The organism is Kitasatospora sp. NPDC057512, assembly GCF_042802135.1.
GTDB lineage: Bacteria > Actinomycetota > Actinomycetes > Streptomycetales > Streptomycetaceae > Kitasatospora.
In genome coordinates, this window is sequence record NZ_JBHVET010000016.1 from 22,161 (window position 1) to 31,077 (window position 8,917).

The 8,917-nt window shown below is 74.2% G+C and carries 9 protein-coding genes; 3 read left to right on the forward strand and 6 right to left on the reverse strand.

Annotated elements, in window-relative coordinates:
* Positions 1–218 precede the first annotated feature (218 nt).
* Entirely contained in the window at positions 219–1,517 is a 1,299-nt protein-coding gene (locus tag ACFU6K_RS02550; RefSeq protein ID WP_380660446.1) for a cobalt-precorrin-5B (C(1))-methyltransferase, read from the forward strand.
* Positions 1,518–1,664: 147 nt separating this feature from the next.
* Positions 1,665–3,194 (forward strand): UDP-N-acetylglucosamine 1-carboxyvinyltransferase, encoded by a 1,530-nt coding sequence (locus ACFU6K_RS02555; RefSeq protein WP_049649821.1) that lies wholly within the window; start codon positions 1,665–1,667, stop codon positions 3,192–3,194.
* 25 nt (positions 3,195–3,219) lie between these two features.
* Here the strand turns inward: ACFU6K_RS02555 and ACFU6K_RS02560 are convergent, their stop codons facing one another.
* The 6 genes from ACFU6K_RS02560 to ACFU6K_RS02585 all read right to left on the reverse strand — a co-directional run bounded on the left by ACFU6K_RS02560 (position 3,220) and on the right by ACFU6K_RS02585 (position 7,622).
* Positions 3,220–3,726, reverse strand: a complete 507-nt coding sequence (locus tag ACFU6K_RS02560; RefSeq protein ID WP_380660447.1) for a protein phosphatase — start codon at positions 3,724–3,726, stop codon at positions 3,220–3,222.
* A gap of 45 nt (positions 3,727–3,771) precedes the next feature.
* The gene (locus ACFU6K_RS02565) at positions 3,772–4,275 is read right to left on the reverse strand and encodes a DinB family protein (protein ID WP_380660448.1); all 504 of its coding nucleotides are present in this window, start codon (positions 4,273–4,275) and stop codon (positions 3,772–3,774) included.
* 51 nt (positions 4,276–4,326) lie between these two features.
* A complete protein-coding gene (locus ACFU6K_RS02570) occupies positions 4,327–5,064 on the reverse strand; it encodes a cobalt-precorrin-6A reductase (RefSeq protein WP_380660454.1) in 738 nt (245 codons plus the stop codon).
* Complete coding sequence (gene cobM / locus ACFU6K_RS02575; RefSeq protein WP_380660449.1) at positions 5,064–5,825, reverse strand: precorrin-4 C(11)-methyltransferase; 762 nt, start codon at positions 5,823–5,825, stop codon at positions 5,064–5,066. Before cobM ends, ACFU6K_RS02570 begins: the two co-directional genes overlap by 1 nt.
* Positions 5,822–7,117: a precorrin-6y C5,15-methyltransferase (decarboxylating) subunit CbiE gene (cbiE, locus tag ACFU6K_RS02580; protein ID WP_380660450.1), complete on the reverse strand. Its 1,296-nt coding sequence runs from the start codon at positions 7,115–7,117 to the stop codon at positions 5,822–5,824. Before cbiE ends, cobM begins: the two co-directional genes overlap by 4 nt.
* Positions 7,118–7,178: 61 nt before the next feature.
* On the reverse strand, positions 7,179–7,622 hold the full coding sequence (locus ACFU6K_RS02585; RefSeq protein ID WP_380660451.1) for a gamma-glutamylcyclotransferase family protein: 444 nt from the start codon (positions 7,620–7,622) through the stop codon (positions 7,179–7,181).
* 132 nt (positions 7,623–7,754) lie between these two features.
* Here ACFU6K_RS02585 and ACFU6K_RS02590 point away from each other — a divergent pair, with 132 nt between their 5' ends.
* Positions 7,755–8,858, forward strand: coding sequence for an EamA family transporter (locus tag ACFU6K_RS02590; RefSeq protein ID WP_380660452.1), 1,104 nt, complete (start codon positions 7,755–7,757; stop codon positions 8,856–8,858).
* Positions 8,859–8,917: the final 59 nt, after the last annotated feature.

Consider the following 8,917-nt stretch of genomic DNA (forward strand, 5'->3'; position numbering starts at 1 on the left):
CCGCGGCGGGCGAGGCCCCTGCAGCGAACTCTTCGGGAACGCGGGACGGCGCGACCCTCCGCGGCTCGTGTACGAGGGGTTCCTCCGATCGGGGCGCGGCGCCGCCGCCACCCCGGTCGGGCCCCATCCGGGCCGGTGGGGGAAAATCGGCGACGGCGTCCGGTGCGGCCGCCGGAGCGGAGCAGGACGGCGCGGGCGCCGTCGGAAACGGGGCGCAGGTGGCCGCAGCGGGATCCGAGGCGGGAGCCGGGGTCGGCGCCGGAGCCGGGGCGGGCGGCCGGGCCGGCCAGCTGAAGAGCAGCGGCCTGCGGCCCGGCTGGACGACGGGCGCCTGCGCCACCGCCGCCACCAAGGCCGCGTACACCGCGCTGCTCACCGGCGAGTTCCCGGACCCGGTGGTCATCACCCTCCCCAAGGGGCAGCAGCCCGCCTTCGCCCTCGCGGCCGAGCAGCTGACCGTCGTCGAGGAGCTCACCGCGGCCGAGCAGCTGACCGAAGCCGAGGTGCTCACCGCAGCTGAGGGGCTCACCGCGGCCGAGCAGCCGACCGGAGCTGAGGGGACGAACGAGGCCGAGCGGCCGACCGGCCGCGGCGGGCGCACCGCCGCCATGGCCGGAGTGGTCAAGGACGCGGGCGACGACCCCGACGTCACCCACGGCGCGCTGATCCGCTCGACCGTACGGTCCGGCGAGCCCGGCACCGGGGTGGTGTTCCGGGCCGGCCCCGGGGTGGGGACGGTCACCAAGGCCGGTCTGCCGCTGCCGGTCGGCGAGCCCGCGATCAACCCGGTGCCCCGGCAGATGATCCGGGACGCCGTCGCCGAGGTGGCCGCCGCGCACGGCGGCAGCGGGGACGTGGTGGTCGAGATCGCGGTCGACCACGGCGAGGAGATCGCCCGCTCCACCTGGAACCCCCGGCTCGGCATCCTGGGCGGCCTGTCCATCCTCGGTACGACCGGAGTGGTTGTCCCCTACTCCTGCTCGGCCTGGATCGACTCGATCCGCCGTGGCGTGGACGTGGCCCGCGCGGCGGGGCGCACCCACGTGGCCGGCTGCACCGGTTCGACCTCGGAGAAGGTCGCGGTCGCGGAGCACGGGCTGCCCGAGGACGCTCTGCTGGACATGGGCGACTTCGCCGGGGCCGTGCTCAAGTACCTCAAGCGCCACCCGGTGCCCCGGCTGACCATCGCGGGCGGCTTCGCCAAGCTGTCCAAGCTCGCGGCCGGCCACCTCGACCTGCACTCGGCGCGCTCCCAGGTGGACAAGGGCTACCTGGCCGGACTGGCCCGCCGGGGCGGGGCGGACGAGGCGCTGACCGAGGCGGTCGCGGGCGCCAACACCGCGCTGGAGGCCGTGCAGTTGTGCCGTGCGGCCGGGGTGCCGCTCGGGGACCTGGTCGCCGAGGCGGCCCGGGCGACGGCGCTCGGCGTCTTGGTGGGCTCGCCGGTCGCGGTGGACGTCATCTGCATCGACCGCGCGGGCACCGTCGTCGGCCGGGCGGAGCCGCTCGGGCCGTGACAATGTCACGGGTGTCACGACGGCGTGACAACATCGCCTGGTGACGTGAAGAACTGACACCCAAACAGGGCAAGAATCGGACAAATGGAGCAGTAGGGCGGACCTCTGATTCTGTCGCCATCTCAACCATGAGATATCGTCTGGCGAGTGACAGGCGACTACCTCACCCGTATCGGCACCCTCATCCGCACCGCGCGCCAGCACCGCGGCTGGTCCCAGGCGCAGCTCGGCGAAGCCCTCGGAACCAGCCAGAGCGCGGTCAACCGCATCGAACAGGGCAAGCAGAACGTCAGCCTTGAGATGATCGCGCGCATCGGCGAAGCCCTCGACAGCGAGATCGTCTCCCTCGGCTACTCCGGCCCGATGCACCTGCGCGTCGCCGGCGGCACCCGGCTCTCCGGCGCGATCGACGTCCGCAGCAGCAAGAACGCCTGCGTGGCGATCCTCTGCGCCTCGCTGCTGACCACCGGCCGCACCACGATCCGCAGCGTCGCCCGGATCGAAGAGGTCTACCGCATCCTCGAGGTGCTCACCAGCATCGGCGTCAAGAGCCGGTGGATCAACGAGGGCCGCGACCTCGAACTCACCCCGCCCGCCGAGCTGGACCTCGCGGCGATGGACGTCGAGGCGGCCCGCCGCACCCGCAGCGTGCTGATGTTCCTCGGCCCGCTGATGCACCGCGCCCAGCGCTTCGCCATCCCGTACGCGGGCGGCTGCGACCTCGGCACTCGCACCGTGCAGCCGCACCTGACCGCGCTGCGCCGCTTCGGCCTGGAGGTCGCCACCACCGGCGGCGCCTACCACGCCTCGGTCGAGCCGGGCACCCCGCAGGACCGCCCGATCGTCCTGACCGAGCGCGGGGACACCGTCACCGAGAACGCCCTGCTGGCCGCCGCGCGGCACGACGGCGTCAGCGTCATCCGCAACGCCTCGCCCAACTACATGGTCCAGGACCTCTGCTTCTTCCTGGAGAAGCTGGGTGTGCGGATCGAGGGCATCGGCACCACCACCCTCACCGTGCACGGCGTCCCGGAGATCACCTGCGACGTCGACTACACCCCGGCCGAGGACCCGGTGGAGGCGATGAGCCTGCTTGCCGCCGCCGTCGTCACCTCCTCCGAGCTGACCATCCGCCGGGTGCCGATCGAGTTCCTGGAGATCGAGCTCGCGGTGCTGGAGGGCATGGGCCTCGACTACGACCGCACCCCCGAGTACCGGGCCCACAACGGTCAGACCCGGCTGGTCGACCTCACCGTGCGGCCCTCCAAGCTGACCGCGCCGATCGACACCATCCACCCGATGCCGTTCCCCGGCATCAACATCGACAACGTGCCGTTCTTCGCCGCCATCGCCGCGGCCGCCCACGGCACCACGATGATCCACGACTGGGTGTACGACAACCGCGCGATCTACCTGACCGAGCTGACCCGCCTCGGCGCCGACGTCAAGCTCCTCGACCCGCACCGCGTGCTGGTCCAGGGCCCCACCCGCTGGCGCGCCGCCGAGATGATGTGCCCGCCGGCCCTGCGCCCCGCCGTGGTCATCCTGCTCGCCATGCTCGCCGCCCAGGGCACCTCCGTCCTGCGCAACGTCTACGTCATCAACCGCGGCTACGAGGACCTCGCCGAGCGCCTCAACTCCATCGGCGCCCGGATCGAGACCTTCCGCGACATCTGACCGACCGTCACGCTGCTGGCCGTCCTCACCCGTTGAGACCGGCCAGCAAAACGGAAACCTCCAACCCGGTGTTCAGGTACTCCACGAACACCGGGTTGTTCAGTGCCCAGGGCGAGCGCCGTTCCCGGACCAGCCGGACCGCCTCGCCGCACTCGTGGCCGAGGCCGATCAGGGCCTGTGCCACCACCAGGCCCGAGCGGTTGTACCCGGAGCGGCAGCGCACCAGCGTCCGACGGCCCCGGCGGACGGCGGCCGCGGTGAGCTCGGCCGCCTCCTCGACGGCGAGCAGCTGACCGGGGGCGAGCGGGGCGTCGGGCACCTCCCGGACGACGTGCTCCACCCCCGGCGCCGGGCCGTGCCCGGGGAGCGTGAACAGGCTGACCACCAGGTCGAACTCGGCCCGTACGACGGCGGGTTCCAGCTCGCCGCCGGGCAGGGTGAAGTAGTGCCCGCCCATCCAGAGCCCGGGAACGATCTCGTTCCAGGGCTCGGACGGCCCGGGCGTCCCACGTTCCTTCTGGCGGGTCCGCACTGCCTGCTCCCTCTCGGCCGGTCCGGCCGGTGAATCCCGCTCGTGCTACTCGCCGGTGGTGCCGTCGAGGTGTTCGCGGAGGAGGTCGGCGTGGCCGTTGTGGCGGGCGTACTCCTCGATCATGTGGGTGAGGATCCAGCGCAGCGAGAAGACCTCCTCGCCGTAGTGGCCCAGGACGTCCAACGACTCGGCGGCGGCCACCAGTTCCCTGGCGTGGTCGCACTCGCGGCGCCAGATCGCGAAGGCCTCGTCGGGGTCGGCGGCCTCGGCGTCGAACTCGGCGAAGGAGCCGTCGGGGCGTCCCCAGAAGCCGCGCACGTCCTCCTTGTTGAGGACGTTGCGGAACCAGCTGCGCTCCACCTCGGCGAGGTGGCGGACCAGCCCGAGCAGGGAGAGCCCGGACGGTTCCAGCACGCGGGCGCGGAGCTGCTCCGTGGTGAGGCCTTCGCACTTCATCGCGAGGGTGTCGCGTTGGTAGTCCAGGAAGCCTGCCAGCGTGGTCCGTTCGTCGGCGGTGCGGGGGGTCTGCGTACGCTGATCATCGGTCATCGGGCCATCCTGCCCGCCGTCCGACGGGCCCGCCGCCCAATTTCCCCGCTCCTACCGCAGGTGCTCCAGCCAGCGCAGCGCGCCCGGGACGTCGGGTGCGACGGGGACGCCCTCCGGTACGGGTGGGCGTTCCACGATGATGACGGGCAGACGGAGTCCGCGGGCGGCGGTCAGCTTGGGGGCGGTCGCGGCGCCGCCGCTGTCCTTGGTGACCAGGACGTCGATGTCGTGCTTGCGCAGCAGCGCCTCCTCGCCCTGGATCGTGAACGGGCCGCGGTCCAGCAGGACTTCGAACGAGGGCGGCAGCGGTGGCTCGGGCGGGTCGACCGAGCGGGCGAGGAAGTGGACGCCGTCGAGGTGGGCGAAGGCGGCGACGCCCTGCCGACCGATGGTGAGGAAGACCCGTTCCCCGCGTCGGGGCAGCAGGTCGGCGGCCGCGGCGAGCGAGGGGGCGGGGAGCCAGTGGTCTCCGTCGACGCGGGTGAAGCCGGGGCGGCGCAGCATCAGCAGGGGGACGCCGGTGGCGGCGGCCGCGAGGGCGGCGTTGTGCGAGATGCCGGCGGCGAACGGGTGGGTGGCGTCCACCACCGCGTCCACGCGTTCCGTGCGCAGCCAGTCGGCCAGGCCCTCCGGTCCGCCGAAGCCGCCGATCCGCACCTCCCCGGCGGGCAGCCGGGGTCGGGCGACCCGGCCGGCCAGCGAGCTGGTGACCCGGAGGGCGGTGGGGGCGAGTTCGGCGGCCAGCGTCCGCCCCTCGGTGGTGCCGCCGAGGACCAGGACGTGTCGCATCACGCCCCGCAGGGCTCGTGCGGGCGCTCGCGGTCCGCCGAGTAGAGGTGGCTGTCGCGGAACTGCTCGGCGGCCAGCGTGCGGCCGACGATGATGACGGCGGTGCGGACCACGCCCGCGGCCTTGACCTGCTCGGCGATGTCGCCGACGGTGCCGCGCAGCACCAGTTCGTCGGGGCGGCTGGCCATCGCGACCACGGCGACCGGGCAGTCGGCGCCGTAGTGCGGGAGCAGCTGCTCGACCACGTCGTCCACGTACCCGGCGGCCAGGTGCAGCACCAGCAGGGCGCCGCTGCGGCCGAGGGTGGCGAGGTCCTCGCCCTCGGGCATCGGGGTGGCGCGCTTGGCGATCCGGGTGAGGATGACGGTCTGGCCGACGGTCGGGACGGTCAACTCCCGCTTCAGCGCGGCCGCGGCGGCGGCGAAGGCGGGCACGCCGGGCACCACCTCGTAGGGCACGCCGGCCGCGTCCAGGCGGCGCATCTGCTCGGCGACGGCGGAGAAGACGGACGGGTCGCCGGAGTGCAGCCTGGCCACGTCCTGGCCGGCCTCGTGCGCGGCGACCAGCTCGGCGGTGATCTGGTCCAGGTTGAGCTGCGCGGTGTCGATCAGGCGGGCGCCGGGCGGGCACTCGTCCAGCAGCTCGCGCGGGACGAGGCTGCCCGCGTACAGGCAGACCTCGGCGCGGGCCAGGACGCGCTGGCCGCGCAGGGTGATCAGGTCGGCGGCGCCCGGGCCGGCTCCGATGAAGTGGACGGTCACGAGGCGTTCTCCTGAAGGGGGTTGTCGGACGTGCGGTCTTCAGCGGCACGGCCGTCGGGCTGGACGGAGGGCTTGACGGAGGGCTTGACGGCGGACCACTGGGTGACCGGCATGGCCTGGCGCCAGCCGGTGAAGCCGCCCACGGGCACGGCGTGGGCGACGGCGAGTTTGACGAGCTCCCCGCCGTGGCGCCGGTACCACTCGGCGAGCAGCGCCTCGGACTCCAGCGTCACGGTGTTGGCGACGATCCGGCCGCCGGGGCGCAGCGCGGCCCAGCAACTCTCCAGCAGGCCGGGCGCGGTGAGGCCGCCGCCGATGAACACGGCGTCGGGGGTGGGGAGTTCGGCGAGCGCGGCGGGGGCCGGGCCGGTCACCACCCGGAGCCGGGGCACACCGAGCGCGGCGGCGTTGCGGGCGATCCGCTCGGCCCGCACCGGGTCGCGCTCGACGCTGACGGCCCGGCAGTCGCGGTGGGCGCGCAGCCACTCGACGGCGATCGAGCCGGAGCCACCGCCGACGTCCCAGAGCAGTTCGCCGGGGGAGGGGGCGAGCGTGGCGAGGGTCGCGGCGCGGACGTGGCGCTTGGTGAGCTGGCCGTCGCTCTCGTACGCGGCGTCGGGCAGGCCGGGGACGAGGGAGGTGCGGGGGCCGTCGCCGAGGTCGACGGCGATGACGTTCAGCGGGTCGCCGGGCGGGTGCGGCCAGCCGTCGGCGGGGCCGTCCAGGTGGCGTTCGGCCGGGGCGCCGAGCTGTTCGAGGACACGCAGGCGGGCGGTGCCGTAGCCGCGGGCGGTGAGCAGCCCGGCGACGGCGGCCGGGGTGGCGGAGTCGGCGCTGAGCACCAGCAGGCGGCGGCCGGGGTGGAGGGCGAGGGAGAGGGTGTCCAGCGGCCGGCCGACCAGGCTGACGACCTCGGTGGCCTCCAGCGGCCAGCCGAGCCGGGCGCAGGCGTGGGAGACGGAGGAGGGGTGCGGCAGGATGCGCAGGTGCTCGGCGCCGACGGTCTCGGCGAGGGTGCGGCCGATGCCGTAGAACATCGGGTCGCCGCTGGCCAGGACGGCGATGCGGCGGCCGGCGTGGGCGGCGAGCAGCCCGGGGACGGCGGGGCGCAGCGGGGACGGCCAGGGGACGCGCTCGGCGGCGACCTCGTCGCGGGGGAGCAGGTCCAGCTGGCGCGGGCCGCCGACGACGACCTCGGCCTCCCGCAGCACGGTCCGGGAGCCGACGGCGAGGCCGGGCCAGCCGTCGGCCCCGATCCCGACGACGGTGATCGGGGGTGGCAGCTCGGGCACCGGGTGGCTCCTCGTCGGTCGATAGGCCAAGTGAGTGGGAAATCTGACTGGCCGGGGCAGCCTACCTGGCGGTCTGTCCCCCACCCGCTCCCCAGTCCCCCGACTCGATCAGCGCCGGGTGCTCCCGGAGTCGCGCCTCGGCCCCCGGCCCGGCGAGGTAGACCCAGGCCGCCCGCCGCTCGCCCGTCGCCGTCCGCACCGCCATCCGCCGCCGTACGTACAGCCCGGTCCCGTCCGCCCGGCAGTCCTCCAGCCGGTCCAGGGCCTCCAGAGCTCCGGCGTACGCGCCCGGGCGTACGGTGACGAGCTCACCCACGATCCGACGCCCGGGCGCCGGGTCCGGCACCGCGTACGGGAAGCCGGGGCCCTCGTGCAGCGCGGCGCCCTCCAGCACGGCCGGCCGGACGTCGGCACAGCGCCCGGCCAGGTGGACGGCATGATTGCGGCCGCCGCTGCGCAGGGTGCCGTACACGAAGAACGGCAGGGCCTCCTCGGATGCGGACACGGGTTCGACCTCCTCGCCGGGGAGCGTTCACGGTACGTCCCGCGGTCCGATTCCTGATACCGACTGGCGCTCCGGGCCGTCCATGCGCTGTCATGTCGGATGTTCGGCCAGCACCGTCCAAGGGGGACACACATGACATCGCCCGCTTCACCCTCCCAACCGGCCGCGTCACCGTCCCAACCGGCCGCGACCCCCGGCTCGGCCCCCGACACCCCGGCCGCCGCCAGAGCCGGAGAGGCCAAGGCCGGGGCAAGCCCCGTTCCCCGCCTCGGCGGCGCGGTCTGGCTGGCCCTCCTCGTGGTCTACGTCGTCTGGGGCTCGACCTACCTGGCGATCCGGGTCGCGGTGGAGACGATGCCCTCCTTCCTCTCCGCCAGCGCCCGCTTCCTCACCGCCGGCCTGCTGCTGGTCGGCTACCTCCTGGTGCGGCAGGGCCCGGCCGGTCTGAAGGTGACCCGGCGCCAGCTGGCCTCCTCCGCCCTGGTCGGGTTGCTGCTGCTGACCGGCGGCAACGGACTGGTGGTCCTGGGCGAGACCTCCGTCCCCTCCGGCCTGGCGGCCCTGCTGGTGGCCGCGGTTCCGCTGTGGATGGTGGTGCTGACGGCGTTCGGCGGCGAGCGCCCGAAGCCGGCCGAGCTGGCCGGGGTGCTGCTCGGACTGGTCGGCCTGGGAGTCCTGTCGGCCCCCGCGATCGGCGGGTCGATCGAACCGGGCGGTGTGATCCTGATCATCGGCGCCACCCTGCTCTGGGCGACCGGCTCCTTCGTGAGCAAGAAGATCCCGATGCCCGGCAACGTGCTCGCCGCGAGCGCCTACCAGATGCTGGCCGGCGGCCTCGGCGACCTGCTGGTCGGAGTGGGCCGCGGCGAGCAGCACGGGGTGGACCTCGGGGCGGTCTCCGGCCGGTCCTGGCTGGCCCTCGCCTACCTGGTGGTGTTCGGCTCGCTGCTCGCCTTCACCGCGTACGCCTGGCTGCTGCGCTCCGCCCCGCTGACCCTGGTGGCCACGTACGCGTACGTGAACCCGGTGGTCGCGGTGCTGCTGGGCTGGCTGATCCTGGCCGAACCGCTGACCGGCCCGACCCTCGCGGGCGGCGCGATCGTGGTGGCGGGCGTCTGCCTGGTGGTGAGCGTCAGCCGGCGTCCGGGCCGCTCATCGAGCACGGGGAGCCGAGCCCGTCCGGCCGAAGCGGCCGGAACGGCCGATCGGGTGAAGGGGCCGTCCGCCCGTACCTGAGCACGACGTCCCCGCGCTCGATCCCCACGCTCGATCCCCACGCTCGACGACGTCCGCGG

What these genes read in the sequence shown, in the direction of transcription:
- ACFU6K_RS02565 (WP_380660448.1), bottom strand. Translation starts at nt 4,275, where the DNA reads ATGACCGATGATCAGCGTACGCAGACCCCCCGCACCGCCGACGAACGG.
- ACFU6K_RS02570 (WP_380660454.1), bottom strand. Translation starts at nt 5,064, where the DNA reads ATGCGACACGTCCTGGTCCTCGGCGGCACCACCGAGGGGCGGACGCTG.
- ACFU6K_RS02590 (WP_380660452.1), top strand. Translation starts at nt 7,755, where the DNA reads ATGACATCGCCCGCTTCACCCTCCCAACCGGCCGCGTCACCGTCCCAA.